We start from the raw sequence: 25,376 nt of genomic DNA on the forward strand, positions 1-25,376 counted from the left end.
GCCATGGACCCGCGAATCTCTAAACAGCGTACCGCGCTCGTACTCGATCAGCCATTCTTCGGCGCGCTCGCGCTTCGATTGAAGGTAGTCGAAGACACATCATGCAAGACGTTCTGGACGGATGGGGAATCGTTGGGCTACAACCCGGCGTACCTCGGCGGCCTGAACGATCTTCAGACGCGTGGCGTGCTGGCGCATGAAGTTCTGCACGTGGCCAACGGTCACTGCTGGCGACAGGGCGACCGCGATCCGAAGCTCTGGAACGACGCATGTGACTATGCGATCAATCCGATCGTGCTGGACGCCGGCATGCTGCTACCAAAGGGTGTGTTGGTCGACGCGCGGTTCAAGGGCAAGTCGGCCGAGGAGATCTACGGCATCCTCGCGCAGGAGAAGCGGCAGAGGGAGAAACACCAGGGCAAGGGCAAGCAGGACGGTGGCAAACCGGACGCACAGTCAGGCCAGCAATCGGCTTCACAGCCGACGCAGCAAGACGGCGTGCCCGGGGGCAGTAGCCCGCCGCAGTCCTCAAACGCGAACGGCGCGAACACACCGTCCGTCAATCCCGAACCCGGCGCAACTCCTGACGCCGCTCCCTCCTGTGGCGAGGTCCGCCAGTACACCGGCGACGACAAGGCCTCGAAGGAAGCTGACTGGAAAGTAGCCGTGTTGCAGGCTGCGAAAGCAGCCAAAATGCGCGGCGCGCTGCCGGGTGCTCTGGAAGCGATGGCCACGGACGCCGTTGAGCCCGTTGTCAACTGGCGGCCGATCCTGCATCGCTTTGCGCAGGAATCGTCGCCGACTGACTACAGCTTCGCGATGCCGGATCGTCGCTATCTGCACATGGGACTGTACCTACCGTCGTTGAACGAGCCAGCCGTTGGCGATGCCGTTTTCGTTCGCGACTCAAGCGGTTCCGTGTGGGATGAGACCCAGGCGCAATTTGCTGCAGAAATCATCGCAGTGAATGCCGGTGTGCAACCGCGTCGCCTGATCGTGATGGACTGCAACACGCACGTTACGCAGGTGCAGATATTCGAGCGCGGTGATGCGGTCGAATTTGATCTGCTGCCGGTGCGCGGCGGCGGTGGTACTTCGTTCGTCGAGCCCTTCGAACGGCTAGCGAAAGACGGCATCCGTCCCGCGTTCCTGGTTTATCTCACCGACATGGACGGTCGCTTTCCAGACGACCCGCCGGACTATCCGGTTCTGTGGGCATCAACGACCCCGCTCAAACGGGCGAAGAAGGCACCATTCGGCGAGATGGTCGAAGTGATCTGCTAGTGGGCGCAGTTGTCCAGTTCTCTAATCGAAACCCCGGCCGAGTGCCGGGGTTTTTTTTGGGGCCATCAGATTGATTGCACAGCTTGCACGACAGGCTACGGGTGGAATTTTCGGCGGCTAGCAAAAATTTGCCTGCAAAATCAGGGAAGTATTTTTCTTTGCTTTACGACTGCGATCGCCGCTGTGGCGATAGTGACCTGATCCGGCTCAGGTTCCTATTGCGATTTCTGCAAATAAGATGCGCGCTTGCGAAGATCTTCACGGTGATCTTTACCAATCAGGCATTGATCAGCCGTCGGTTTTCCTGGTTTAGAAGAACCACGCTGGCTGCGAGACGAATCCATTGGCGCGAGGACTTTTGCCGGAATTCGGAGGAAAAGCTAGCATTTTCAGCTACGAAAAGAGGTCTAGTTGGCGTGGATCAAGCTCATTGCCATCAGCCCGGCCGGTCGTGAGCTCGGGTGCAAGATGCGGTCCAACCCGGAAAAAGCAGGGATCGACGCCAGCGTTCTGCGCGGCACGAAGCCACTGAGGCGTGTCGCCGACACCGTTCCATTCATTGCCCCGGGCGTCGCGGTAAAGCGGTGGTTGGTCGAGATCACGCTGTATGGAGTCCGCGAGGGCTTGCGGTGTGATGCCGAATTCTTCCATCCTGCGCCGGATCCACTGGATCAATCGGTCGCGAGCTTCCCCGTCAACGATTCTTCCATTCATGGGCGGTTAGCTCCTAAGCGCGTTTGCGTACCGTCTCGCCAAATGACTCTCCTGCGCGGAAACGGTCGAGCCGGTCGCTCGCTTCTGCAACTGCGGCAAGCGGGGCGCGCCGCAGCTGTTGGTCGTAGGTGGTGACGATGATCGCGAATTGCGCGAATCCGTCTTCGTCCAGCGACCATGTGTCGGAATCCCGGCCGCGATCAAAGGCATCCGCGATTACTTTTTCGGCGTCGCGCATCTGTTCGAATGTTGCCTGACCGTAACCCGCCTCGGCCAGCAGTCCCGTCAAAATCATCGCCTGACAGAGCGTTTGCGCCGCATCGGCATTGCCCTTTTTGCGGCGCATGGCATCGAGCGCAAGATGAACCTGCAGCACTAGCCGGTCAACTTCGGTGCGGGGCATGGGCAACAGGAGGGTTTTGTTTCGGCGGGCACGCGCAGCCTGGGCTGTGCGTGGAAACGGAATCGTTCGGGTCATTTGTCTGTGTGGATCTCATAACGCGTCGCGGCAGAATCCTACACCACGGTAGAGCGCGCGCCGCGGCCCGGAAAGCTATACGTTTTAACGCAGCTTTCCGGGTTAGGAGCCTGAGCCGGCTCACGCAACTCGGTGGAGCGTGGCAACGTCGCTCTACATATTCAGATAGAGCCGCACCCCTCCAACTGGCAAAAGCTCCTTAATTTGATCGTTCTTTCGGTCTGCTACAGGTCGTCCAAGACTTAAAAATAGCAGCATGTCTGAAGCTACCGAAAATCCCCTGCTCAAGGTGCGCCCGCTCGAAGAGAGTGCGGTGCAGATGTTCTTTGCGTCCGTCGCCCCGCTGAAGGAATTCTTCGAGGCGAACGACGTGGCCGAAATCATGGTGAACAATTTCGACAACATCTGGGTGGAGCGACGCGGGGAAATGCATCGCCTTGATCTGACGCTGAACCAGGCGACGCTGAACGGCGCGATTCTTTCGCTCGCCGCTTCAGTTGAAAAGTCGGCTAAGGCGGGCACCGCGCAGGGAATCATCAATGCCGGGCACAAGGGGTTGCGTATCGCAGCCGTCATGCGTCCGACGGCGATCGATGGCCACGCGATGTCGATCCGCAAGCACAGCGACAAGCAACTCAGTCTCCTCGACTACGTCGCGATGGGCGCTTTCTCGCGTGTCAACGCGCGACACGAGCACAACGACGAGAAACTCTTTTACTCAGGCATCGAAAACGAAGGTCTGATGGCCGCCGTCAGTGAGCTGATCGTCCGGCGAAAGAATGTGCTTGTGGCGGGCGGCACGTCGACGGGTAAGACGACGTTTCTCAACGCACTAGGTGAAGCTATACCCGGCAACGAGCGCGTCATCTCCATCGAGGACACGATGGAGCTGAAGCTGCGTGTGCCCAATCTCGTGCGCTTTCTGTCGAACCCGGACAAGGGTGTCACCACACAGGCGCTCGTCGCGCTGTGTCTCCGCTTCCGTCCTGACCGGATCATCGTTGGCGAAGTACGTGGTGGAGAAGCGTTCGACTTCATCCAGGCACTGAGTACCGGCCACGACGGCGGTCTGGGCTCAATTCACTCCAACGACGCGCGCGGCGGCCTTAGCCGTCTTGAAAGCCTCGCGATGCTGGGGATTCCTCCTGGCAGTCGGTGGGACCTTGTCGACATGCGCAAGGCCATCGCCGACTGCTTCCACTACGTCATCCATCTGCGCCGCACCGGCGAGTTGCGTCACGTTTCCGAGATCGTCGAGATCAAGGGGTTCAAGGATGGGGATTATGTCCTCAACCGCGTTTTCTAAATTAACTGGAGCTGTGTCATGAAGAAGTCCCTCAGGTCTGTGAAGTCGCGTCTGCGAGCCCTTTCGGCCGCGACATATCAGCGCTTTCTGAGCCGCCGTGAGATCCGCTCGACCATCGTGGCGGCGAGCCTCGCATTTTTCACGCCGTTCGCATCGGCGGTGAGCCTCAGCGACCTCGGCGCCGCAACCGACGTCATCTGTCTGATCCAGGCATATATCAGCGGCCCGTGGCTGTACGGGATTGGCATCGTGCTCATCATCGTTGGTGCTGTTGCGATCGCGAGTTCGGAAAGCACGATTGGAAAGCTGATCTCGTCGGTGCTGGTCGGCCTGGGCCTCGCTGCCTGTGCGGTGAACATCGTGAAGAACCACCTCGGCATCTCGTACACCTGTGCGTAAACAGACCAAAGTCAGCCGGGGCTTGTCGCTTCCGCGCCAGATGGGTGGCGCGGATCGCGGGCTGGCCATCGCAAACGGAACGCTTACGTTGCTGCTCTGCTATTCGAGCATGACGCTCGCGTTTCTCGCCGTGGGTATCGTCATCCACTGGGTGCTTCGCTGGAAAAGCAGCCGCGACCCGTGGTGGCGCGACGTGATGCTCGTCTACAACCACTATCCCGACCTGCACGAGCCGCTGCCGTCCGCGAAGTTTTCCGCGCGATTCAAGCGGCCTTACGGTTTCGATCAGGATCTTCCATGCTGAAAAAAATTGTGCGGCGGCCGGTGCAGGAAATTGCACCGTGGGCAACCATGGTCACCCCCGAACTCGTCCTCGACAAGGACGGGTCGCTGCTGACCTGCTTTACGTTTGAAGGGGTCGATGCCGACTCGCCCAACGCCGACGACATCTCGTCGATGCGCACGAATCTGGACAACGCGTGCAAGAATTTTGATCATCGGATCACGGCGTGGTGGCGGCTTTCCCATCGACGTGTGCGCGGTGCAATTGACGGTGAGTTCACCGCGGACATCGACGCGTATGTGGACAAGATCAACCGCAATCACGTAAGCAGCGGAAAGTTCTTCCGCAATACCCACTCGCTCTCGCTCGCCTACACGCCGGAAACAGGCATCAACAAGGTGTTTGACAAGGTCGCCTACCATATGACGGTGGGCGGCAAGTCGATGGTGTCGGCGCTTGTGGAGACGGCGAAAGACACGTTCTTCGCCCGTAGTGCGTTCGTCTTCGATCTGGAGCGCATGACGTCCGACATCAAGCGTTTCGAGTCCATTCTCGATGCGTTCAAGGGTGGCATCACGCGTCTGAAGGCAAAGCGGCTGGAATTGCAGATCGCACTCGCGTACCTGCATCAGACGGCCAATCCGTCCGTGCCGCCGCGTCGCGTACGCTACCCGGTCACGATGCTCGATACGCACCTGACGGAAAGCACAGTCGTCTACGGTGCCGAACACCTGATGTTCGAGTCGGCGCACGGCGTGCGATACGCCAAGATCGTGGCTGTCAAGGAATGGATGGGTTTCCAGGAAGCGGCACTCGACGTGCTGTCGGAAGTCGACGCAGAACTCGATATCTGCGTGATGTTCCGCTTTCTGGACACCAGCAAGGCAAAGCAGTACATCGACAAGATTCGCAGCTTCTACAAGATCGCAGCGTTCAATCCGTGGGCGATTATCAAAGGGTTTTTCGCCAAGGAAGAGCAGAGAAACGAGAAGGGCCGCATGATGCTTGCGGACGAAGCGGAAGAAGCGCTCGCGAAAATCACGGCAGAGGGACAGCAGTACGGATTCGCCAACGTGTCGGTCATTGTCTACGGCAATACCGCAGAAGAGTGCGACGACGCGACCAGCGAAGTGATTGGCAAGATCGGCAATGCCGGTTTCGGGGTAGTTCTCGAGCGAGACAATCTTGCGGCTGCATGGAACACCACGCTCCCGGGTCGCTGGGACAAGCAGAAGCGTCTGCAATTCGTTGAAACGCCTGCGGTGTCGGATATCGCGCCCGTGCGCAGCGTAGCTGAGGGCAGTACCGTCAACGACTGGCTGACGCAACAGTCCGGCCAGAAGACCGGGCCGCTGACCATGCTCCCGACGCGCCACAAAACGCTGCAGCGTGTGAACCTGCATCGGCCCGGCGGCGCTTCGCACCTGCTGGTGCTCGGGCCGATCGGCATGGGCAAGTCGATCATGCTCAACTTCCTCATATCACAGACGGGCCGTCACGGCGCGCGGCGCGTGCGCTTCGACAAGGACCGCTCGACACGCATCCCGACCGTGCTGGCCGGTGGTCGCTTCATCGATGCGACGGGACGCTTCGAGGCGGCAACGTCGGTCAATCCGCTTTCCCTCCTGAGCGACAAGAAGCATTTCCCCTACGTCGCCGAATGGGTGCAGATGGCGATCGAAGACGATTCGTTCCGTTGCAGCAAGGCAAACGAGCGGGAGATTTTCGAGGCCGTCGTCACGCTCGGCGAAGGCTACGGCCCGGAGTTCTGGACGCTCTCGTTCCTGAACACGATTCTTCCGGCCGAGCTACGGGACCGTCTCGCGGTCTGGACCAAGGGCGAGAAAAACGGTCGGTTCTTCGATCACGTCGACGACGCCTTCACGCTGTCCGACGACATCTCCATCGAGATGGGCGACCTGTTCAACAACTTCCCGGTGGCCGCCGCCCTTTTCATGGATTACGCGTTCTACCGGATCGCGCAGTGGCTGGACGGCAAGCGCTACACCGTGATCGAAGTCGAGGAGGCCGGGTTCTTTTTTCAGAACGAGCGCTTTTACAGGCGGCTGGAAATCTGGGCTGTGACCATCCGGAAGCTTAACGCTACCTTGATGATGGCGACACAATCGCTTGCTCAGGTCGCCCGTATCGCGGACTTCGAGGTGCTCAAGGAAAACATCCCGAATATCATCTACCTGCCCAATCCGGATGCGAAAAACAACCTGCATCTGTATCGCGACAAGTTCGGCCTCACGCTCGACCAGATCGAGATGATCGCGCAGGCCGCGCCAAATCGCGACTACCTGTGGGTCACACCATCGCAGACACGGATGCTTCAGGCGAGCTTTCCGAAGGAAACGCTCGCGGTGTTGCGCTCCGACGGTCGCGCGCAGGCGATGCTCGACAAGCACTACACGTCGGGCGCCGTTAACTGGCGGGAAGGGTATCTCGCCGAAATGATGACACTCGACTGATCTCTAACGGGAATATCCAAGATGACAAAGATTCTGGCACGCCTTGCCCTGACCGTCGGCATGACGTTCTTCGCGTCGCAAGCCGCACACGCGCAATTGACGGTCATTGACCCGACTAACCTGATCCAGAACACCATCACGGCCCTCAAAGCCGTCAAGACCGAGGTCTACCAGGACAGCAACATCGCTTACCAGTACCAGATGATGGCCAACCAGTTGCTCCAGGCTACCAACCTGGATCCAACTGCCATGAAGGCACAGTACGACCAGATTACCGGGGATATCAGCAAGTACAAACAACTCGCCGATAACGCAACGAGCCTCTATGGCGACCTGCAGGACGGCAATCAGTGGCTGTCGCATGTTCAGACCATGATTTCGCGCTCGGGCAAATCGAATGCCCAATGGTTCGCAGACATGGGCACGTTGTACACCCAGCGGGACAAGCAGGCGACTCAGCTGATGCAGACCGGGAACAACGTCCTGCAGCACGTGCAGGACCTGGCGAAACGACGGCAGGATCTGCAGTCGCAGATGTCGCTCACCCCCACGGCGCAGGCGACGGCAGAGCTTACGACGCATTACCTCGACATCGTGTCGAGCCAGATGAGCGATCTGTTGCAGATGACGGCCGGAAAGGCACAGAAAGATGCGCAGCAGCAAACGGCAGACAACGAAGAAGACAAGACGCGGTCCGCGAACGCGAAAGCGTTTCTCGATCAGCAGGCCGCCGAGCGTGCCGCTTACGGCAATTAATGGATTTGTGAGTCAACCATGATGTTGCGTAAGCTGAGATGTCTGGTCGTCCTCTCGCTGTTGGCGCTAGTCACGGTCATAGCGCCGCCGGCCTTCGCTGACACGGCGGCGCCGGCGGCCGCCAGCGGAACAACTGCCAATCCGTATGTGAGCGCGGGCGAGACGGCAGCTGGTAACGCCCGCGCGATCGATAAGATTACCGCGTTGTTTTCGTCGATCATGAATACGGCTGTGGCCGCCTCGCAGAGTATTCAGCAGGAATCTGACAAGTTCGCCAGCGGGCTTGCGGTCATCACCATCGTGCTCGCGGCTGTGCGGTTTGCCGCGACAAAAGACCCGGTAATCGCGTGGGTCGCCTTGTTTGAAGAGCTCGGTATTCTCGGCATCTTCGCGTCGATCTATGTCGGTTTCGCGAGCTGGGCCCCGAACTTCTACAGGTGGTTCGTTTCGATGGCCAACGACATAGGCGGCGCCAACATGACCAGCGCGCTGAGTATCATGGGTAACGCTGCCGGCCAGGTCTTCGATTCCGCAGTGCAGGCATGGTCCGGAATTGGTTTTCACCTGACCATGATTCCTGACATCGTGATCGCGACGATTCCGCTTTTTCTGGCTTGGGCGCTACTGTCGGTGACTTCGATCATATTCGTGTTCTTCATCAACATCGGACAATTGCAGTTCGCGGCCGGTGTTGTGATGGGCCAGATCGCGTTTGCACTCGGCTTCTCTTCTTTCACGCGCGGCTATTTCAAGACGTGGCTGGACTACATGGTCAGCGCGGGGATGTATATCGTCGTCGCAGCCATCCTGATGCGACTCGTTACGCACAGCATGGTGGACGCCGTTCATGATGCAGCAGCACTGGGCCTGACAACCTCGGGAGCTGCTGCCCAGGTGTTCGATCTCGCATTCTTCGTATTTCTTGTCTCCTTCGAGATTCCCAAGATCGCAGGCATGTTCGGCGGCGGTGCAAACGCCAGCGGCGCGATCATCGGGAAGGTCGCGAAGACAGCGACGGCGGGAGTGGTATGACGCTGCACGCATCCACGACGAGCGATGCGCTGATGACACAGCATCAGCGACGCGTCGATCTTATTGCGCAATGCGCCAACGAAGTGAGCAAAGGCGAGCTCTCGCGGAAATGGATGACCGTGCTGGAATCGTGCGCGGCGTGGTTTTCCTCATTGCCGCTCAGCCCCGATCTCTATCGTGAGCCAGGCGGTGCCTTCCGTTGCACCGTGGAGACTGCTTTCTATTCCATGCGCCTAGCGGGCGGCCAGAAGTTCGGTACCAATCTGCCATCCGAGCAACGCCGGCGCATCGAGCCGCAATACAACTACGCAGTCTTCCTCGCTGCTGTCTGTTCCCGGCTCGACGAGCCGTTCCGATATTTCGTGATCGAACGTGACAGGGATCAGCAGGCCTGGAATCCGTCAGTTCATGGCGCGGTGGGGCCGTGGCTGGGCGGTTCTGAATATCGCGTTTCACGCCGGGCGCAACCGCTGGCGGTCGAGCGGATGCGCACGGGCATGCTGGCGCAGGTTCTCGTTGGCTCTGGCCTCCTTTCCGAGCTCGATGGCGAGGTGCAGTCGGACCTGTTTGGAGCGATCAACCCGAACATGCAGCCTCTGGGAGCGGAATCGCTCCTCCATAAGGTTGTGCGCCAAGGGGTGAGCACCGCCGACGAATTCGACCGCAAGGCGCAACGCGCCGTGTTCGCGCCAGTTCAGTTCGACGTGCCATCGGCCGTTCATGTGGCTGCCGAGCTGGAGCCGGTGGTTGCTGTTGCGCCCGTCCCGGATCAGCCCTCGCCATCGGCTGCTACGGTCGGCCAGTCGGCACTGGCCGGTGCTTCATCGACCGCGGCGGCGCCGCAATCGGTAAGTGACCCGGCCCCCGCGCCAGTGAGCCCGGTAAGCGTTCCGGCCGCTCCTTCCGGAATGACGGCCGAACTGCCTCCTGAGCCGTCGGCAGTCAGCGCGAAGGCGTCGCCGCAACCATTGCACGAGGCGCTGCGGATCTCGCCGGCTACGAAAACCGCGCCGTCGGCACCCTCGCAACCCGCCGTCGATCCGTCCGCGATGAGGTCTCCCTCCCAGCCGACTGCAGATCGTCGCGAATCGGCACCGCCCGCGGCATTTGATGAGGTACTCAAGGGAGTACCAAATCTCGTGCGCGAACTGTTTCAGGCATTGCGTGAGGATGTCGCGGCGGGGAAAGCATCGGTCCAGTGGAGTGACCAGGGTCTCGTCTTGCCCAAGCGACTCGTCGGGGGCTACGGCGTTAGCAGCAGCACGCTCGTTGAGCACATGCGCAAGCGCAGCCTGATGGTTGCCGACGAAGCGGGCCAAATCACGCTTACGCCGCGGGCTGGCCAACTTATTCTGGATCGCCCAGCATGATTACTCCCTATATCAATCATTTCCGTCCTATCTACGAGCTTCGCGCGGCCGTCTTCTGGCTCGCTGCGATTGTCATGCTGCCGCTCTCAGGCATGCCCTACGCCTGGATTTTTGCACTCGTCGGACTCGCATTCCTTCTGGTGCGGTCGTTCCAGATCTGGCGCGCGCTGAAATTTCGCATGGCCATTTCCACGAAGTGGCTGACGACCTTGCCAATTCCCAAGCTGTTGCAGATTCAGAAGCGCATGCGCGAGGAGGCGAATTCGATGTACCTCGGCATCGGGTTCGAATGGACGCAGAAGCACTGCCAGATTGCCCACGACATCCTGCGCATGCCAACGACGGATATCCCGGGCTTGCCGAAATGGCTCAACAAGACCAAGACGGGCCGCAAGATTGAGGACGCGATCGAGGGCTTGTTCGCGCCCAAGGACAGCATCCGGGATCGCATGCCGCAGGGCGCGTCATGGATTCACGGCCTGGAGCCGAAAAAAGCCTTGGTGCCTTTCCATTACAAGTCGATGGGAGGACACACGGCGGTAGGCGGTACGACGGGCTCGGGCAAGACGCGCACCTACGAAGTCATCTCGACGCAGGTCATTCACCTGGGCGACGTGCTGATCAACGTCGATCCGAAAAACGACAAGGACTGGAAGCTGCGTGCGGAAAAGGAAGCTGCTCGCACCGGCCGGAAATTCCTGTATTTCAATCAGGCTAAGCCGTCGGAGTCTGTGCGACTCGAGCCGCTCGACAGTTGGTCGCAGCCATCCGAAATCCCCGCGCGGATTGCACAGTTGATGGAAGAGGGTCCATTCCGGGATTTTGCTTACCTGTTTATCAGCCGCTCGGTGAACGGCGAGCTGTACATCGGTGACAAGCCGAATTTGCGCTCGATCCTGAAGTACGCGCAGGGTGGTATCGCCCCATTGCTCGAAAAGGCGCTGCGGCGGTTTTTCGTGGAAAAGGGATTGACGGACTGGGAACAGCAGGTTGCTACAGAAGCAACCCGCCAAAGTCAGCGCAACAATGCCGCGACGCTGGTCGACGGCATGATCGGGCTCTACAGCGCACGATTCGCTTCGCAGGAGCAGGGTCACGAAGCGATTGACGGCCTGATTGCGACCCACACGCATGACCGGGAGCACTACATGCGGATTATCGCGTCCGCGCTGCCGTTGCTTCAGATGCTGGCGACGGGCGAGACGGGTCTTATGCTCGCGCCGAAGGTCGATGACTTCGATGACGAGCGCGAAGTTTGGACCATCGAAAAGGTGATCCGCCAGAAAGCGATTCTGCATATTGGTCTTGATTCGCTGTCTAACAGCATTGTGGCCAAGGCTATTGCGTCGATGCTGCTCGCAGACGTGTCTGCGGTCTGCGGTTCGATCTACAACTTTTACGAGACGCCGCCCGACGTGGTGTTGATCATCGACGAGGTGGCTGAGGCGATCAACGAACAGGTGATCCAGATCCTTAACAAGGGGCGCGGGGCGGGCTTCAAGGCATTCGTTGCTTTCCAGACGCGCGCTGACCTTGAGGCAAAGCTTGGAAACGCCGCCAAAATGCTGCAGGTTTTGGGCAATCTGAATAATCAGATCATCCTTAGACTCGAAGATACCGATACGGCACAGTGGTTCTCGGACAAGGTCGGGGAGACAGCAATTCGCAACATCACGATCACCGGCAGTACGAGTACCGGCACCGAAGCCCATATCGGCGAATTCACCGGAGGCGTCTCGCGTTCGCTTCAACTGGAGAAAGCGCCGCTGATTCCAACCCGCCTGATTCACAGCCTGCCCAACCTGCAATATTTCATGCGCATATCGGGCGCCGCCGTGTACCAGGGCCGCATTCCAATCCTTCAAGGCTGAAAACCTACGCATGTCTGCCGTATTCAAAAAAATTATTCGCGAACACAAGCTGTCGTCCCGCCTGATTCCTGTTTTCACGCTGGCGCCGGAGCTTGAGCTTGCCTGCGCGCGGGTGGCCGATTTCATTGGGGAGAAGTTCATGGGTGAGGCTGAGCCACTCGTGAAAGAGATGCTCGACACAGCGATCGCCGAGTTCAAGCGCACGCGAAAGACTGGCAATCCGCACATTGCGTTCATGCAGGGACTGTTCAGTCACGCGCACCGGCTCTATGCACGGCGCTATATTGCGCGCGATGGCGAGCGCTATCACGTGTGGCCGACGATGCTCGAACCGGTCACTGATTTCGAGGCGCGCCATGCGGGCCGGGCGACGGAGATGGTCGAGGAGCGGTGTCCCGAGGTGGTCACGCAGCGCTCTGTTGCCTTCCAGCTAGCCGCGCGTGCGCTGACTGGCGAAAACTTCCGGCTCTATTTCGAGGACTACGATGTCGCTCACGCCTTTCCTAATAGCGAAGCTGTCGAGGGTTGATCCAGATCTCGCGCGACGCGCTCTATCGACGGCGCGCGCACAGGACGTGATGGATGAGTCGCGTCCCGACGAGTTTTCTCGTGGCGACGGCGCGAGGGCATACGGGATGGCGCTCTACATTGCCCGTATGCCAGTCCATTTCTACGTTGGAATGTTCGGGCTGATCCTTTTCCCGCTGTACATGCTGTCCCGAGTGGTGCCGGTGCTGATTGAATGGGCGATGCAAGCCTATGGCCGGTAGCCGCTTCGCTTCTCACCTTAAATGGTGGTTTTTCCTTGTCCCGCTGCTGGCGCTTTTTGTCATGCCCGCGATACCGGACAGGTCCATGTTTTCCGTACCGCCCGAAGAGGCCGACTCCGTGCAGACCGTAGCAGGGGTTGAGCGTGCTGACGAGGTGGTCGCATTGACCAATACGCGGTTTCGACGCTGGTTCGTTGACTCCGGCATTATCCGCGCGACACTCGATGCGTCCGGTTCCGGCGAGATCGGTGAAGCAGGCGTGTCGGAGTTCGCGCACGGCTGGGTCCACAATTTCTGGCTTGAGATCTATCGCGTGATCTATCGAGCGAGCGTCATGAAGCTGTGGCTGATCGGGACTTTCGTCTTCTGTGTTGCGGCCTTCGTTGACGGCTCTGTGCGGCGCAAGATCAAGGCGTCCGCTGCAGGCTTCGCCAGCCCTCTCTCGTTTCACCTTGCCGGTCACGGCATCCTGCTCGTCTTTGGGGTTGCATTCGCGGTTCTTGCAGCGCCGTTCCCTGTACTCGCACAGTACTGGATCGCGGTGGCGGCGATTCTGGGTGCGCTGCTGTGGAAGGCCGCGTCCTCATTTCAGTAACATATTCCCCGGAAAGCTGCGGCAAACCACGTAGCTTTCCGGGTTAGCACCCTGAGCCGGCTCACGGCCCTTTCGCGAATCTTCTCGCGCTCGCTGGTCGCAACTCCTCCCGTTCCTCCATATGCGCCACCTTCAGTGCGCGTGCGCGACACCTATCCCCACTCTCTCCGACGTACGCCGACGGAAGTTGGTCGCACCGGATCGGCGTTACCCCCAAAAGCAGATTGAAATCGTCCATGTTTTGGACGCATCTCGCTCTGCAGCCCTCGTGACAATAAGGTCGTACCGCGCACGTTCGCGCGTGCTTTCCACAGGGACCCACTATGACGACCATCACGGAAGAGACGAACCTCGACGCTGCAAGCAATCCTGCGACCGCCCATCCCAACGCAGCCATTGGCGCTGCGGAGACGCCCCCCACTGCTGATGGCCCCGCTACGACCGACGGAGCAGATGGTGGGGAGATTGAGCTCGAGCTGCAACAGATGGAAGATGCCGCGAACACCCTTCAGAAAGAAGGGATGATTAGCGAGGCGGAAGCGACAGAAAAGCGTGAGCAAGTGGCTCGCACGCGCAAGATGTTCCGTGAACTGTCGCCGGCGGAACGCGCAGCGATCGTGCAGCGTCGCCGCGAGATCGGCCGCGAACTCATGAACCGCCAATTGTCGGGTGCGGCCGTCGTCCAAGCTGCGGTCCGCCTGAATCACACTCGCCTCAAACCGCTGTTCGAGCAATGGTGGCCGTACCTGAACCGGATGAGCATCAACATGCAGCGCTTCGGACGCTCGACATTCGGCGCGGAGGATCAGGGCGCCGTCACAGCGTTCTTCGAGAAACAGGTCGGCGAACTCGAAGCGTATGTCGAAGAGCAGCTGAGCGTCGCTCACGGTTTCCGTGAAAAGACCGAGACACGCCTGCGCGAGCAGGGCGATATCGTCTTTGCCCCAAGCGTCACCAAACCTTCGTTGGAAATCGGCGTAGAGGCATACTCGCGGTTCTCGATGCGCCTTCTGTCACTGCTGATGAAGTTCGACAAGGTGATGGATCACTTTGACTTTCTGGTGTGGAACGGCGTACGTGACCAGTCCGACGTCGACGAGGAGACGACCCGCTTCCTGCGCAAATTCCATCCTGTCGGCGTGCGGGGCTACATGACCCACCTGCGCCTGATGACGACCGTCCGCGGCCGCTAACAGGGCCTTCTACCATGCTCGACGGGCTGAATCCGCAGCAGCGTGAGGTCGCAGAACTGCGCCACCACTGTGTCGCGATCGCGTGCCCAGGTGCAGGCAAGACGAAAACCATAGCGGCGAAGGCTGCGCTGTTGCTGTCCAACCCGACCGCGATCGTCGGCGCCGTCACGTTCAGCAAGGACGCGGCGCTTGAGTTGCGGGATCGAATCCTTGCGCTCGCCGGCGACGGCGCTAAAAAGCGCCTGATTGCGGGGACATTTCACTCGCTCGCGTTCAAGCAACTCGGGAAGCGGGATATTGCGACGGATGGCGATCGCCTGGGGCTGATTACGCGCGTTATCGCGGAGCTCGGACTGAACTGGAAGCCCGAGGAGGTGGTACCCGTCGTCGAACGCATCAAGACTAATTTCGGTCGGGTCGAGGCGGGCACGCCTGACGCGCAGATCTACGCGGCCTATCAGGCAGCGCTGGAGCGCAACGGAAAAATCGACTTTCAGGACATGCTCCGTCTTGCCGTTGCCGGCATGGAAACGGGCAAGATCGCACCGTATCAGTTCACCGATCTGCTCGTTGATGAGTTCCAGGACACCGACCCATTGCAATACCGATGGGTCGAACTGCATGCGAACGCTGGCGCGCAGGTCACGGTTGTCGGCGACGACGATCAGAGCATCTACGGCTTTCGCGCTGCGCTCGGCGTCAGGGGAATGGAAAGCTTCGCGGAGACGTTTAACGCGCATCGTGTCGTGCTCGGCAGCAACTACCGTTGCCACGGCGAGATCCTCTCCGCCGCCGATCGGGTGATCCGCAATAACACCGATCGGATTACCAAGATTCTGCTGGCAGAGCGTGGCCCCGGCGGCACAGTTGCGACAAAGCGGTCTGACGACGAATACGCGGACGCTGTCGCCGCCGTTGAGACACTGCATCCGCTCCTCAGTGCAGGGAAGTCGTGTGCGATTCTCGCGCGCACGAACCGGATTCTCGACCCTATCGAAGCTGTATGCCGCTCACACGGGGTATCGTATTTCCGCGCCTCGGGTAGTTCCGTCCTGAACCGGCCTCAAGGCGCGCTGATGTGCAACCTGCTGCAAGTTGCGGAAGGGCGCAAGCAGAACGGACTGGACGCGGTGCTTGGATACATGGGCACGAGCACACCGCTGCTCGGCGCCCTTCATCGCGACATGGGGCCGGTGCTTGTTCAGCGCCTGAAAAAGGATCTCGTCGACATTGGTCTGCCAGAAGACACGGCGACGGCATACCGCAGTTTCATGAAGCGTCTGTCTGAATGGCAGGAGATGTGTGAGCGACGCTTCTACTCGCTCGTACTGGACGGTGTACACGAGCTGATGATGACCTACGCAAAGAATGATCAGGCAATCCGCGCAATACAGGGCACCTACGATGTGCTGTCGCGGTTGAGCGGAACCTTTGCGGAGCGCATCGAATACCTCAAGCGCGATAACAACAAACCGGCTGATGGTGCGCTGGTGCTTACGACGATGCACAGCTCGAAGGGGTTGGAATGGGACCACGTGTGGATTTCACGCGCCGAAGAGGGCGTCGTACCTGACGAGAAGAGCACGGAGTCCGAGGAACGCCGCCTCTTTTACGTGGCGATGACCCGCGCGCGGGACGGTTTGACCATCGCGACAATCAAAAAAAATCCCGTCTCCCGCTTTCTTATCGAATCCTCCATCTAGTAGGCATTCGTCGGTTTCCCCGGGAGTTAACGTGCTAATCGGTCCGATGCCGGAATGTGGCGGGGATAAAAGTGCAAACGGAAAAGAAACGGGGCGCTGAGCGCTCCTTTTTTTCGTTACGCACGCGAGCGTGTCAAGCGGTCCCGGCCGTGCGGGACAACTGCTGGACGTTGCTCGTGGCGTTTTCGATGGTCATATCGCTCTTACGCTTGATCTGACCTTCGAGGGAGGCACGCGGGCCAAGACGGATCGTCCCGTAATAGTAGACGTTGCCTTTTACACGGCCGTTGATTTCCAGGACGCCACGTGCGTGCACGTCGCCTTCCACCGTTCCATCGACGCGCACATGTTCTCCTTCCACCTGGCCTTTCACCATGCCACCCTGTCCGATGTGCACGAGACCGGCATTCGAAACGATGTTGCCGTCCACAATCCCAAAGCTGCTGACGCCGTGGTCCAGGATGACATTGCCGTGAATGGAGAGGCCTGCTGCCAGCAGGGTAACGTTAAGCGGTTGGGGCTTCATTGGTAGAGCCTCATCAAAAGAGTTGCACGTCGCCGGTCTTGCCGGCTTGCGCTTTGGGCTGTGTGGTAGCTGCTGGTTCGGGCGACGCCTCATTGGTTGGCGTGGTCACCTGGTGACGTGTGACATGACGCAGAGGACGTAGCGCGGGACGTGTCTCTGGCTTTGCCGCTTCCTGTACGGGTGTCGCGACGGGCGCTTTCGACTGGACGGGCGACGGTTGTGGTACCGGCGCTTGCGCCGGTAGCGATCGCACTTGCGAGTCCGCCGTAGGGACAGCTTGCGGCGCCGGCGCTGCTGAGGCGACTGTCGCGGGCGCGATGGGCGTTGCGGGCCGCTGGATGCGGATCGGTGACGCCGCCGCGACATTCTCCGCGGCAGGCCGTGCCGTCGGTACCGTCCGGTCCACTACGGGAGCGGATGTCGTTGAAGCGAGCGAGCGTGCGTCGACGTTCGAGAGTGCCGAATGGGTGACGGGCTCAACGGAGTCGAGGTCTTTCGAAGTGAGCGGGTGCGCCGGGTTGACGTCGATCGGTCTGTCGCGGGTTGATTCGCTCGCCGGTACGGGCGTTTGAGTTGCTGCCGAAGATGCGGCGAGAACTGTCGGCGCTGCCACCGTCTCATGCATGGCGTGCCAGATGCGCGCGATGCTCATGCCGCCGACTGCGGCTACCGCCGCAATTGCGAGCGCAACAAGCGTCGGCTTCCCGACCTTGCTCAGTTTGCCGACGAATTTATCGATTCGAGCGCCGGCCGAACCGCCGCGATCGGGAGCGGGCAAGGCGGGCATGGCCGCTGTATGGCTGGCGATGTCGATAACCACCGGTTGCGCGGTATATTGCGCGTGCAATGCCTGAATTTCCCTGAGGTTCATAGTCTCTCCTTTGACAGTTCGAGCGTAACCACCACGGGGCGATGTCAAGTAGCGCGTAGAACTGTCGTCGTGTGCTGAAAACGGCGAGGCGTTATTGCTCGCGTCGTTCACCGTCGAAGTCGTACTGATCGTTGTCCGGCATGCAGATCTGTACGACCTGCTTCAATCGGCGTTCAGCGTTGTCGAGGATGCGTGCGCGGTCTTCGCCCGTGATCTTGCCTGTCATCATGCGTTCCGTCGCGCGGGCGTAGACACGGTCGTATTGCGTGAGACAGCGAACGAGCAATCCCGCCAGGGGACGGGTGATGGTCAGTTCGATCAGATCGTGCGGTAATTCAATCGGACGAACCTGATGACGCAGCAACCACTGCTCGGTCTTGCGCAGCCAATCGGAGGTCTCGCGCAATGCCGTTTCCAGCGCGCGAACTTTACCGCCGCGTGCGACGGCAATTTTCGCGGCGCAGAAGTTGTAGTCCGAGCGGATGTAGTTGCGCGCGAACTGCGACGAATAACGCAGGACGGTCTTTGCGTCTGATTCCGGGTTGATGCGCGATAGTCGCGAATCGCTGGTCAGGCGATCAATGGGTTTCAGTCCACTGCCCGCTGTTGCGGCAATGGACTGTTCAGGTTTTGGAGCGACGCCTGGCGCTGGATGCGGATCCGGCTCCGGTGTCTGTTCAAGAACGGCGGCCATATGATTATTTCGGGTGGTCTCTCTCACCGGCCATTTTGCTCGCGCACGTCAGACGATTTAAGGGTAAAAGCTGCGCTGTTTTCGTCACCTTTCTGACGTACACGGTCTGCGATTTGCGCAATACTGACTCTACTTCTCGCGTCTCTGACGCATCGACATGACCCCGGCTAGCCCGGAGTCCATCTTCTGTACAAGCCGTGCCCTGTGCATGCTCCGACCGGTTGGCCACTGGTGTGGAATTTTCTTCTGATGAGCGCCTAGCCCGCGCTCCCCATTCATTCAGTCATAAAACTCGTTGCCGGCCGCATTCATTTGCGCCGCGACATCGTTCGGACCCGGACATCGGGTGTTCTCTCTCCAGAGCCTAGTCTGGGTAGAACGATCGTAGTCGACTGAACCGTGATCCTGCGGCGGAATTGATTTTCCGAAAATGGGCTGTTGCGCAGCGTGACCATGCTGCGCGAGGGCGACTTACGCCCTCGTATCTGAGCCTTGCGGCTCCCTGAGCGCCACGACCCCGGAAGGGTTGTGGCGCTCGGGTCATTTTCATCGAATCCCGAAACGCGTTCCTCACTCCGAGGGACGCGTTTTTTTTCGTCCTGTCGTTCCTGTCCCGAAGGAGGTCATCTTGCTTCCAGACCGTCTTGATGAGCGCATTGCCGAAGCGATCAGCCACACGATTGCAGAGGAGCGCACCACTGCAGATACCGCGTCGCCCGCATGGCGGGCACGGTGCGAGGTTGCCCAGATCGCGAAGTACAGCGATCCGGATCGCCGCGTCTTTCTTTCCCACATAGCCGAACGCCGCGGAGAGGCGGCAGCACACGAACTGGAGCATTCAGTCAGCGAGTTGCGCACCACGGCCATTTTCTTTCTAGCAAGGAAACCCTCATGAACGCAGTAGTCAATCTGGTCAACGGCCCTGTTCGCAGCGTCGTTGAAGAGCGGGCGTTGCGTCCGCCGGTGATCGGGCACATTCGCCCGGGCATTAAAGTCCTCACATCGAAAGCCCGTGGCAACGCGCGTGCGGTCGAGCTGTACAACACGATGGTCGCAGCAGGTGATTCGTTCGATACGATCGCTTCCGTGCTCGAGTCGAAATGCAACCTGAAAAACGCGCTCGTGCCGAAGAACACCGCATATTTCACCTGCCGCCGCTCGGACTTCAATAATCCGGACGTGGCCGACGAAATCCTCCGGCTCTACGGCGAGGACCGCGGTGACGGCGTGAAGCTCTACCGGTTTCCCGTACTGTTCGCGTTCAATGACTGGATGCAGAACCTGCCGAACCAGATGACCGTATACGGCACAAATGGTCGGAAGTTCTTCTCCCAGTACGAGCGCGACGGAATCCGCTATTGCATGACATATGCAAAGATCGAGCGCGATCCGCGTGCGCAACGTGCGGTCCGTCACTTCGGCGGACGCACCGTCGTACGTCGCCAGGATGAGGCGATTCCGGACGGCATCTGCGATCCGGAACAGTGCCCGCAGTATCAGGCGCGACACTGCAACCTGTCTGCGAGTTTCGTGTTCGCGGTGCCGGACATCAAGGGGCTCGGCCTGATTGAATTGCCGACGAACTCGATCTACGTTCTGCAGAAGGCCTACTCAGCGATGCAGACCGTGCAACTTGCTCGGGGCAAACTGACAGGCACGCGATTCTGGATCACAAAACGCGAGTTCGACATTACGCGGATCAACGAGCACGGCGAGGCAGTGAGAGCGAGCCAGATGCTCACGGTACTCGATGCAGACATCGATATCGGTGCGTTGCTAGACGCAGCCGATGATGCGCCCTCCGCACTGGAAACGGCGAGCCGGGCGGTCGCGTTGATCGAAGCGGGCGGCAATGTCGTGCGGCTCGGCGGCGAAGTCGATGCAGCAATCGGTAACGCGGTTGCCGAAGGTACCGTGATGGACGCGTCCGTCGACCCGGAGGCGGGCACAGGTGTCGGCACGACGGTAACTGTTGGAACTGAAGCTGCGACGGCAAACGAAGCCGCGGCGGCGACCGTCACCACCGCTTCGACGGCAGGTGCAGGCAATGCGGCGGCTGCCGGTCCGTTGTTGCAACACGTGCTTGCAGCACAGCCGGCGACGGCCGGCTCGATGGAAACGCTTGCAGACAAGCGCGACCGGATGTCCGACCTGCTGCAACGGCTTGGCCTGAGCGCGGAGGATCGTAAACAGGACTTCCGCATCTACGCCCATACGAGGTTCGGGCGCGGCTGGACCGAACGCGAGCAGGACGTCGACCAGATGAACGAGCGACTCGTGCAGGCACTGACCGACCGTGAAGCGTTCGATCGCGAGATCGGCGCGGCCAGACAGCCGACGTTTCTCGACTGATCTGACGTTCCTTCAATCCTTGCCAGCCCTTCGGGGCTGGTTTCCTTCCTGCTTCTTTCCTGTTTCGATTGCGAGAACATTTCAGCAAGCCTGCGTTTGCTCAAATGCTTTCGACCGCGCAACTGCGCATCGAAAAGAGCCCGCCCCGGCGGCCCATTTTCTGTCTGGCTTTCAAGGAGTCGTCCTGTGCGCAAGATCGGCAATTTCACCGCGTTTTTTGGCGCGGACGATGTGTTCAGCAACTGGCATCCCTGCCGCTTCACCTATCACGCCGTTGCGTTCACGAGCGTTGAACAGTTCATGATGGTGCGACGCGAAGTCGCGTAAGTAATTGTTTCAGCTAGATGCTTAGCGAAGAAACCTGCATTTCCGTGTGCAGTAGCCTACTCAAGCTCGCGGTGTTGGTAACGGCACCGTGAGAAGCCTTGAGGACAATGTAGATCGCCTTCGGGCTAGGTGATCCCGCGAGGGTAGCCGAGAACTCCGAGCACAACTGGGGTTCGGTCGCTAGGCTGATCGGTATGGGTAACACATGTGAACTGTCGATAAACGTCGTTAATTGCAACAAGCCAAACGTGCTGACAGGCTTGAACCAAAACGGTACGTGACTGGTTGACCCGCTCATCATTCGGGTCACACGGACGCAACAGTCACCGGCGAAAAGACAGGCCCTAACCCGGTCGTGTTACTTACGTGGAACGCGGTAAGCCCGTATATCTCCCGCAAGGGTAGGAGCATCGCAAGATGCGACGATGGATTGCGGGTATGGGATCGTGGAAAAAGCGAAGGCTCGGTTGTAATGACCGAGATACAGGCAGCTGTTTTTGTCTGGCCCGAAAGGGAGCCCACTTCCACGTGGTCTTTCATCACGAGATGTATTGAGAAACCTTTTAAGGAAGGAAAGCAGATGACTGCATCGTTGGTAGACGCAGGTGCGCCTTCCCATAACTCGGTAGAGTGGCGCCAGATTGATTGGTCCCGCTGTCATCGAGAAGTGAGAAGGCTGCAAGCGCGAATCGTGAAGGCAACGAGCGAAGGCCGCTGGGGCAAGGTGAAAGCCTTGCAATGGCTGCTAACGCATTCGTTTCATGGCAAAGCTCTAGCCGTGAAGCGGGTAACTGAGAATCGAGGCAAGAACACGCCGGGCGTGGACGGGGAAACCTGGTCTACGCCGGAATCAAAGTCTGCTGCCATTTTTTCGATGGGGCGACAAGGTTACCGACCGTCACCTCTGTGGAGAATCTATATTCCGAAAAGCAACGGAAAGCTCAGACCCCTGGGTATTCCGACAATCCGCGACCGAGCGATGCAAGCGCTGCACCTACTATCTCTCGATCCGGTGGCTGAAACGATTGCCGATGGTTATTCCTACGGTTTTCGTACACATCGATCTGCGGCTGACGCCATAGAACGGTGCTTCGGTGTGCTGGGAAAGAAGGCCTCTCCGCAGTGGGTGTTGGAAGGTGACATTAGAGCCTGCTTCGACGAAATCAGTCATGACTGGCTACTCGCGAACGTTCATATGGACCGAGCGATACTCCGCAAGTGGCTGAAGGCGGGATTTGTGAGCGATGGTGTCTTATCGCCCACTGAGGAAGGTACCCCTCAGGGCGGAATCATCTCCCCCGTACTCGCCAATCTCGCATTGGATGGGCTACAGGCCATGCTTCGAGACCGATTTACATGGGTTTCGAAAAACAAGCTTAGGGGGTGTGTCAATCTTGTCCGGTACGCGGATGACTTTGTGATCACGGGGCGTTCGAAAGAATTCCTGGAACACGAAGTACTCCCGGCAGTCGTAGCGTTCCTCCGGGAACGAGGGCTTGAGCTTTCACAGGAAAAAACCCTCATCACGCATATTGACCACGGTTTCGACTTTCTCGGTCAGAACATCCGGAAGTACGGCGGGAAGCTACTGATCCGGCCGTCGGATAAAAGCGTGCGTTCGCTGATGGACAAGATTCGCGATGTAGTCAGAAACAACAAGCAGGTTAAGCAGTCAACGCTGATCCGTTTGTTGAATCCAATCGTCAAGGGCTGGGGCAACTATCACCGGCACGTAGTCGCGAAAGACACATTTCACAAAGTGGACTTCCTGATTTGGCAATGTTTGTGGCGGTGGGCAAAACGCAGGCACCCAAGGAAACGTCTCCCGTGGATCAAGAACCGGTATTTTCACCGTGTCGGTCCTCGGGACTGGGTTTTCGCGGCAGATGAGCGAGAACCCGAGTCCGGGCGATGTAAAACTGTTCAAGCTTCAACACTTGAGCAAAATAACGATCGTTCGGCACGTCGCTGTCAAAGGCGAGACGAATCCATATGACCCAAGGTGGGAAAGCTACTTCGAAGAACGTCTTAACCTTCGGATGGCGAGATCATTGACCGGTCGGAGGGTGCTCCTGTCGCTTTGGATTTCTCAAGGCGGCAAGTGCGCTCACTGCGGGGAAAAGATCACCAAGCAGAGTGGATGGCATGTTCATCATATTCGTTGGAGATCGCGGGGCGGGAGCAGCAGTATCTCCAATCTCGCTTTCCTGCACCCCAATTGTCACAGGCAGGTTCATAGCCGAGATATCGCAGTTCGTAAGCCGGCTCCTTGACTGGGATTTAGAAAGGCTTGAGCCGGATGAAGGGAAACTTTCAAGTCCGGTTCTTAGGGGAGGGGCAGCCAGCAATGGCTTTCCCTTACCCGACTTCTCCAAGGCGAAGCTCTTCAGCGACGAGAAGTCGGCTGCAAGGATCCTCGCCACTCGCGATCCGATGACCCAGAAGATGATAGGCCGCAAGGTGGCCGGCTTTGATCAGCAAATCTGGGAAGCGAAGCGCGAGTCGATTGTCTTCGTGGGATGTCGCGAGAAGTTCGCGCAGAACCCGGGGCTCAGATCCATCCTGCTTGCCACGGCGCCGACCGAACTTGTCGAAGCCAGTCCCTACGATCTGATCTGGGGCATCGGCCTGGGCGAGCGCGATCCACGGCTGACTGACCGGTCGCAATGGCGCGGACAGAACCTGCTCGGCATCACGCTGATGCGGGTTCGCGATGCGCTCGCAATGAACTGATCATCCTTTCTTCACACCCTCGCGGGTGTTCATCCATGAGGCTGCCTTCGGGTGGCCTTTGTGCTTTTTACGGAGGCGAATTTGAAACTCGCTCATTTTTCTGACCTGCATTACGCTCCGGACAATCTGGCCGAATCGGAACGCTGCTTCAGCTTTGCGGTGGGCGACGCGATCGCGAGCGGCGCACAGGGGGGTGTTATTTCCGGCGATTCGACCGATCATCGGCTCGACGCTCATGCACCGTCCCTGCACGCGCTTGCTACCCAGGTGCACCGGCTCGCTAACGCGATGCCAGTGCTGATGCTGCAAGGCACGTTCTCTCACGAACCTCCGGGCACGCTCGACAACTTTGCATTGATGGGCGGCGCGCATCAGGTGCACATTGCCGATCGCGTTTCGCAGGTCGCGCTCATCGACGGTCGTTTCTGGGCCTCGGCGGGCCCGGTATTCTCGGACGACGAGCTGGGCCGGTTCATCGGTGTGAAGCCTGAAGTTGTGTTCACGTGCCTCCCGACGGTCAACAAGGGCCAACTGGCCGCGAGCGTTGGCGCGCTGGCAGCCGGTACGGAGCTGGGCGATGTGCTTGCCGCATATCTGGCGGCGGCAGGCCGCGTGAACACGCAGCTTCGGGCAGCCGGTATCCCGACGGTCGGTGTCTCGCACGGCACCGTCAATGGCTGCACGACGGAGCATGGCGTGGTGATGGCAGGCTTTGACCATGAGTTCTCGCTCACGGCGCTTTTCGAGGCCGAATGCGATGGGTTCATGCTTGGCCATATCCACAAGGCGCAGCAGTGGGCGCGCGAGGGAAGACTGGTTGCGTATCCCGGATCGATCGGCCGGTTTCATTACGGCGAAGAGGGCGAGAAGGGTTATCTCGCTTGGGATGTGCAACCTGGTGTGGCGAGCGCAACGCTCATCACCACGCCATCGCGTCAGATGGTCTGTATCGATTTCGACGGGCCGCCCGACATGGGCCGCCTTGCTGAAATCGCCGCGCACGCAGCCGACAAGTTCGTGCGTGTGCGCTGGCAGATCGACGAGGAGCATCGGCAGGCCGTCGATCGCGAAGCCATCAAGGCGCTGTTTTCCGGCGCCGCGGGCCTGAAGGTCGAATCGCGGGTCCTTCCCGTCGTGCGCAGTCGTGCCGAGGGCATCAGTCTCGAGACGACCGTCGAGGGAAAACTCGCCCGCTGGGCCGAACTGACTTTCGTTGATGTTGGTCCGCTTCAGGAGCGCTTGCAGTTGCTGGTCTCGGCCGAGGTGGAGGCGATCGCATCCGATGTTCTGGCGCGCATCGACTCACAGCCGGATGAGCGGTCTGATCCGCAGACGCTTGCAACCGTGCTGCCGCACCCAGCGGTGGGTGCCATCGCGGCAGATGCGCCGGCAGCTTCCGCGGTGCCGTCGGCGCCCGCTGGCACTGAGCCTTCAACGCTGGACTGGCTGAATGACGATCTTTTTGCGGCGTAGCCGCCATATAGCGGGAGTGGCCTGTAAGGCGCTCCCGCGCGGGACACGAGTCGTGTCCCGGTAGCACGTTGCTCGCGTGTTACCGGAACAGGATTTACCCGCGTCTCTGACGCATCGATCGCAGTTCGCTGCATCCATTTTTTCTTTTAACCCTGGCGGGGAATCATCCCCC

The 25,376-nt window shown here is 59.4% G+C and carries 25 protein-coding genes and 1 pseudogene; 20 read left to right on the forward strand and 6 right to left on the reverse strand.

Annotated elements, in window-relative coordinates; all coding sequences use genetic code 11:
* The first annotated feature begins 3 nt into the window (after positions 1–3).
* A complete protein-coding gene (locus tag JMY24_RS30425; RefSeq protein WP_128597401.1) occupies positions 4–1,284 on the forward strand; it encodes a vWA domain-containing protein in 1,281 nt (426 codons plus the stop codon).
* 393 nt (positions 1,285–1,677) lie between these two features.
* Here JMY24_RS30425 and JMY24_RS30430 read toward each other — a convergent pair whose 3' ends face one another.
* Positions 1,678–1,998 carry an H-NS family nucleoid-associated regulatory protein gene (locus JMY24_RS30430; protein WP_201703430.1) on the reverse strand — a complete coding sequence of 107 codons (321 nt, stop codon included), beginning with the start codon at positions 1,996–1,998 and terminating at the stop codon, positions 1,678–1,680.
* Between the two features lie 13 nt (positions 1,999–2,011).
* On the reverse strand, positions 2,012–2,476 hold the full coding sequence (locus tag JMY24_RS30435; protein ID WP_128597403.1) for a hypothetical protein: 465 nt from the start codon (positions 2,474–2,476) through the stop codon (positions 2,012–2,014).
* 256 nt (positions 2,477–2,732) lie between these two features.
* Between JMY24_RS30435 and JMY24_RS30440 the strand changes: the two genes are divergently transcribed.
* The 13 genes from JMY24_RS30440 to JMY24_RS30500 all read left to right on the forward strand — a co-directional run bounded on the left by JMY24_RS30440 (position 2,733) and on the right by JMY24_RS30500 (position 16,228).
* A complete protein-coding gene (locus tag JMY24_RS30440; protein ID WP_128597404.1) occupies positions 2,733–3,782 on the forward strand; it encodes a CpaF family protein in 1,050 nt (349 codons plus the stop codon).
* Positions 3,783–3,800: 18 nt separating this feature from the next.
* Positions 3,801–4,181: a TrbC/VirB2 family protein gene (locus JMY24_RS30445; protein WP_128597405.1), complete on the forward strand. Its 381-nt coding sequence runs from the start codon at positions 3,801–3,803 to the stop codon at positions 4,179–4,181.
* Positions 4,174–4,485: a VirB3 family type IV secretion system protein gene (locus JMY24_RS30450; protein WP_128597406.1), complete on the forward strand. Its 312-nt coding sequence runs from the start codon at positions 4,174–4,176 to the stop codon at positions 4,483–4,485. The genes JMY24_RS30445 and JMY24_RS30450 overlap by 8 nt, the downstream gene beginning before the upstream one ends.
* Positions 4,479–6,938 carry a VirB4 family type IV secretion system protein gene (locus tag JMY24_RS30455; protein ID WP_201703431.1) on the forward strand — a complete coding sequence of 820 codons (2,460 nt, stop codon included), beginning with the start codon at positions 4,479–4,481 and terminating at the stop codon, positions 6,936–6,938. The genes JMY24_RS30450 and JMY24_RS30455 overlap by 7 nt, the downstream gene beginning before the upstream one ends.
* Positions 6,939–6,959: 21 nt before the next feature.
* Complete coding sequence (locus JMY24_RS30460; protein ID WP_128597408.1) at positions 6,960–7,694, forward strand: TrbJ/VirB5 family protein; 735 nt, start codon at positions 6,960–6,962, stop codon at positions 7,692–7,694.
* Positions 7,695–7,712: 18 nt separating this feature from the next.
* On the forward strand, positions 7,713–8,726 hold the full coding sequence (locus JMY24_RS30465; RefSeq protein ID WP_236597575.1) for a type IV secretion system protein: 1,014 nt from the start codon (positions 7,713–7,715) through the stop codon (positions 8,724–8,726).
* Positions 8,723–10,096 (forward strand): TraI domain-containing protein, encoded by a 1,374-nt coding sequence (locus JMY24_RS30470; RefSeq protein WP_128597409.1) that lies wholly within the window; start codon positions 8,723–8,725, stop codon positions 10,094–10,096. Before JMY24_RS30465 ends, JMY24_RS30470 begins: the two co-directional genes overlap by 4 nt.
* Positions 10,096–11,967, forward strand: a complete 1,872-nt coding sequence (traD, locus tag JMY24_RS30475; protein ID WP_128597468.1) for a conjugative transfer system coupling protein TraD — start codon at positions 10,096–10,098, stop codon at positions 11,965–11,967. The genes JMY24_RS30470 and traD overlap by 1 nt, the downstream gene beginning before the upstream one ends.
* Positions 11,968–11,977: 10 nt before the next feature.
* Positions 11,978–12,496 carry a hypothetical protein gene (locus tag JMY24_RS30480; protein ID WP_128597410.1) on the forward strand — a complete coding sequence of 173 codons (519 nt, stop codon included), beginning with the start codon at positions 11,978–11,980 and terminating at the stop codon, positions 12,494–12,496.
* 49 nt (positions 12,497–12,545) lie between these two features.
* Complete coding sequence (locus JMY24_RS30485) at positions 12,546–12,737, forward strand: hypothetical protein (RefSeq protein WP_236597576.1); 192 nt, start codon at positions 12,546–12,548, stop codon at positions 12,735–12,737.
* On the forward strand, positions 12,727–13,332 hold the full coding sequence (locus JMY24_RS30490; RefSeq protein ID WP_128597412.1) for a DUF4400 domain-containing protein: 606 nt from the start codon (positions 12,727–12,729) through the stop codon (positions 13,330–13,332). The genes JMY24_RS30485 and JMY24_RS30490 overlap by 11 nt, the downstream gene beginning before the upstream one ends.
* A gap of 323 nt (positions 13,333–13,655) precedes the next feature.
* Entirely contained in the window at positions 13,656–14,525 is an 870-nt protein-coding gene (locus JMY24_RS30495) for an ATPase (protein ID WP_201703432.1), read from the forward strand.
* Positions 14,526–14,539: 14 nt separating this feature from the next.
* A complete protein-coding gene (locus tag JMY24_RS30500) occupies positions 14,540–16,228 on the forward strand; it encodes an ATP-dependent helicase (protein WP_201703434.1) in 1,689 nt (562 codons plus the stop codon).
* A 133-nt stretch (positions 16,229–16,361) separates the two neighbouring features.
* On the opposite strand, the gene JMY24_RS30505 is transcribed toward JMY24_RS30500, so the two are convergent.
* The 3 genes from JMY24_RS30505 to JMY24_RS30515 all read right to left on the reverse strand — a co-directional run bounded on the left by JMY24_RS30505 (position 16,362) and on the right by JMY24_RS30515 (position 18,319).
* The gene (locus JMY24_RS30505) at positions 16,362–16,754 is read right to left on the reverse strand and encodes a bactofilin family protein (RefSeq protein ID WP_128597414.1); all 393 of its coding nucleotides are present in this window, start codon (positions 16,752–16,754) and stop codon (positions 16,362–16,364) included.
* 13 nt (positions 16,755–16,767) lie between these two features.
* Complete coding sequence (locus JMY24_RS30510; RefSeq protein WP_128597415.1) at positions 16,768–17,625, reverse strand: hypothetical protein; 858 nt, start codon at positions 17,623–17,625, stop codon at positions 16,768–16,770.
* 91 nt (positions 17,626–17,716) lie between these two features.
* A complete protein-coding gene (locus JMY24_RS30515; protein WP_201703436.1) occupies positions 17,717–18,319 on the reverse strand; it encodes a DUF1845 domain-containing protein in 603 nt (200 codons plus the stop codon).
* A gap of 628 nt (positions 18,320–18,947) precedes the next feature.
* Here JMY24_RS30515 and JMY24_RS30520 point away from each other — a divergent pair.
* The 5 genes and pseudogenes from JMY24_RS30520 (at position 18,948) to JMY24_RS30540 (ending at position 23,731) form a co-directional block, all read left to right on the forward strand.
* Positions 18,948–19,214 (forward strand): DUF7696 family protein, encoded by a 267-nt coding sequence (locus JMY24_RS30520; protein ID WP_128597416.1) that lies wholly within the window; start codon positions 18,948–18,950, stop codon positions 19,212–19,214.
* On the forward strand, positions 19,211–20,671 hold the full coding sequence (locus JMY24_RS30525) for a recombination directionality factor (protein WP_128597417.1): 1,461 nt from the start codon (positions 19,211–19,213) through the stop codon (positions 20,669–20,671). The genes JMY24_RS30520 and JMY24_RS30525 overlap by 4 nt, the downstream gene beginning before the upstream one ends.
* A gap of 186 nt (positions 20,672–20,857) precedes the next feature.
* Complete coding sequence (locus tag JMY24_RS30530) at positions 20,858–20,998, forward strand: NADAR family protein (protein ID WP_236597577.1); 141 nt, start codon at positions 20,858–20,860, stop codon at positions 20,996–20,998.
* 580 nt (positions 20,999–21,578) lie between these two features.
* Positions 21,579–23,262: pseudogene (gene ltrA / locus JMY24_RS30535) on the forward strand (group II intron reverse transcriptase/maturase); the annotation flags it as partial.
* Positions 23,144–23,731, forward strand: coding sequence for an NADAR family protein (locus tag JMY24_RS30540; RefSeq protein WP_243672254.1), 588 nt, complete (start codon positions 23,144–23,146; stop codon positions 23,729–23,731). The pseudogene ltrA and the gene JMY24_RS30540, both read left to right, overlap by 119 nt.
* On the opposite strand, the gene JMY24_RS38590 is transcribed toward JMY24_RS30540, so the two are convergent.
* Entirely contained in the window at positions 23,732–23,968 is a 237-nt protein-coding gene (locus JMY24_RS38590) for a hypothetical protein (RefSeq protein WP_236597580.1), read from the reverse strand. It lies immediately after the preceding gene.
* Positions 23,969–24,088: 120 nt separating this feature from the next.
* Here JMY24_RS38590 and JMY24_RS30545 point away from each other — a divergent pair, with 120 nt between their 5' ends.
* A complete protein-coding gene (locus tag JMY24_RS30545) occupies positions 24,089–25,204 on the forward strand; it encodes a metallophosphoesterase family protein (protein ID WP_236597581.1) in 1,116 nt (371 codons plus the stop codon).
* The last annotated feature ends 172 nt before the right edge of the window (positions 25,205–25,376 follow it).

The sequence above is a fragment of the Paraburkholderia kirstenboschensis genome (assembly GCF_904848585.1).
In the GTDB taxonomy this organism is placed as follows: domain Bacteria; phylum Pseudomonadota; class Gammaproteobacteria; order Burkholderiales; family Burkholderiaceae; genus Paraburkholderia; species Paraburkholderia kirstenboschensis.

What these genes read in the sequence shown, in the direction of transcription:
- JMY24_RS30425 (WP_128597401.1), top strand. Translation starts at nt 4, where the DNA reads ATGGACCCGCGAATCTCTAAACAGCGTACCGCGCTCGTACTCGATCAG.
- JMY24_RS30545 (WP_236597581.1), top strand. Translation starts at nt 24,089, where the DNA reads ATGGGCGGCGCGCATCAGGTGCACATTGCCGATCGCGTTTCGCAGGTC.
- JMY24_RS30430 (WP_201703430.1), bottom strand. Translation starts at nt 1,998, where the DNA reads ATGAATGGAAGAATCGTTGACGGGGAAGCTCGCGACCGATTGATCCAG.
- JMY24_RS30505 (WP_128597414.1), bottom strand. Translation starts at nt 16,754, where the DNA reads ATGAAGCCCCAACCGCTTAACGTTACCCTGCTGGCAGCAGGCCTCTCC.
- JMY24_RS30490 (WP_128597412.1), top strand. Translation starts at nt 12,727, where the DNA reads ATGGCCGGTAGCCGCTTCGCTTCTCACCTTAAATGGTGGTTTTTCCTT.
- JMY24_RS30470 (WP_128597409.1), top strand. Translation starts at nt 8,723, where the DNA reads ATGACGCTGCACGCATCCACGACGAGCGATGCGCTGATGACACAGCAT.
- JMY24_RS30480 (WP_128597410.1), top strand. Translation starts at nt 11,978, where the DNA reads ATGTCTGCCGTATTCAAAAAAATTATTCGCGAACACAAGCTGTCGTCC.
- JMY24_RS30435 (WP_128597403.1), bottom strand. Translation starts at nt 2,476, where the DNA reads ATGACCCGAACGATTCCGTTTCCACGCACAGCCCAGGCTGCGCGTGCC.
- JMY24_RS38590 (WP_236597580.1), bottom strand. Translation starts at nt 23,968, where the DNA reads ATGAGCGTCGAGCCGATGATCGGTCGAATCGCCGGAAATAACACCCCC.
- JMY24_RS30445 (WP_128597405.1), top strand. Translation starts at nt 3,801, where the DNA reads ATGAAGAAGTCCCTCAGGTCTGTGAAGTCGCGTCTGCGAGCCCTTTCG.
- JMY24_RS30500 (WP_201703434.1), top strand. Translation starts at nt 14,540, where the DNA reads ATGCTCGACGGGCTGAATCCGCAGCAGCGTGAGGTCGCAGAACTGCGC.
- JMY24_RS30540 (WP_243672254.1), top strand. Translation starts at nt 23,144, where the DNA reads ATGTTCATCATATTCGTTGGAGATCGCGGGGCGGGAGCAGCAGTATCT.
- JMY24_RS30525 (WP_128597417.1), top strand. Translation starts at nt 19,211, where the DNA reads ATGAACGCAGTAGTCAATCTGGTCAACGGCCCTGTTCGCAGCGTCGTT.
- JMY24_RS30460 (WP_128597408.1), top strand. Translation starts at nt 6,960, where the DNA reads ATGACAAAGATTCTGGCACGCCTTGCCCTGACCGTCGGCATGACGTTC.
- JMY24_RS30455 (WP_201703431.1), top strand. Translation starts at nt 4,479, where the DNA reads ATGCTGAAAAAAATTGTGCGGCGGCCGGTGCAGGAAATTGCACCGTGG.
- JMY24_RS30465 (WP_236597575.1), top strand. Translation starts at nt 7,713, where the DNA reads ATGATGTTGCGTAAGCTGAGATGTCTGGTCGTCCTCTCGCTGTTGGCG.
- JMY24_RS30510 (WP_128597415.1), bottom strand. Translation starts at nt 17,625, where the DNA reads ATGAACCTCAGGGAAATTCAGGCATTGCACGCGCAATATACCGCGCAA.
- JMY24_RS30440 (WP_128597404.1), top strand. Translation starts at nt 2,733, where the DNA reads ATGTCTGAAGCTACCGAAAATCCCCTGCTCAAGGTGCGCCCGCTCGAA.
- JMY24_RS30515 (WP_201703436.1), bottom strand. Translation starts at nt 18,319, where the DNA reads ATGGCCGCCGTTCTTGAACAGACACCGGAGCCGGATCCGCATCCAGCG.
- JMY24_RS30495 (WP_201703432.1), top strand. Translation starts at nt 13,656, where the DNA reads ATGACGACCATCACGGAAGAGACGAACCTCGACGCTGCAAGCAATCCT.
- JMY24_RS30485 (WP_236597576.1), top strand. Translation starts at nt 12,546, where the DNA reads ATGGATGAGTCGCGTCCCGACGAGTTTTCTCGTGGCGACGGCGCGAGG.